The 517-nt window shown below is 60.9% G+C and carries 1 protein-coding gene; it reads left to right on the top strand.

The genetic code is table 11. The features are described 5' to 3' along the window. On the top strand, positions 1 to 517 hold a 517-nt coding region (locus tag ABJ99_RS29425), incomplete at both ends, for a hypothetical protein (protein WP_230081094.1).

Here is a 517-nt window from a genome sequence, read left to right as displayed (position 1 = left end):
CTCGTCACCTCCAGCCTCACCAGCCGCGATATCAAGAACAAGGCCGATTACGACGCCAACACCGTCAGCGTGGGCGGCGGCTACAACGAAATCGGCAAGGATCAGAAAGGCAACGTGCAGACGGGTGGCAAGGCCACGCCCGGCACCGACCTGGCGAAGAACGAGAACCAGTTCGGCGCCAACATGCCAATCGCCATCAGCGCCAGCGATAACGCCAGCAGCGTGACGCGCAGCGGTATCAGTGGCGGCGCGGTCGTCATCACCAACGACGCTGAACAGCAAAAACGCACTGGCCAGACCGCTGAACAAACCGTCGCCAGCCTCAACCGCGACGTGTCCAGTGATCGCGACGGCAGCAACTCGCTCAAGCCGATCTTCGACGAAGACGAAATCCGCGCTGGTTTCGAGATCGTCACCGCGTTCTCCAACGAAGCCAGCACCTTCCTTGCCAACAAGGCACGGGAAGCGGACCTCAAGCGCAAGCAGGCCAAAGCGCTGCAGGAAGAAGCCGATAAAA

It is taken from the genome of Pseudomonas syringae pv. cilantro (assembly GCF_001293775.1).
Classification (GTDB): domain Bacteria; phylum Pseudomonadota; class Gammaproteobacteria; order Pseudomonadales; family Pseudomonadaceae; genus Aquipseudomonas; species Aquipseudomonas syringae_P.
This window is presented reverse-complemented; position numbering and strand designations above follow the sequence as displayed.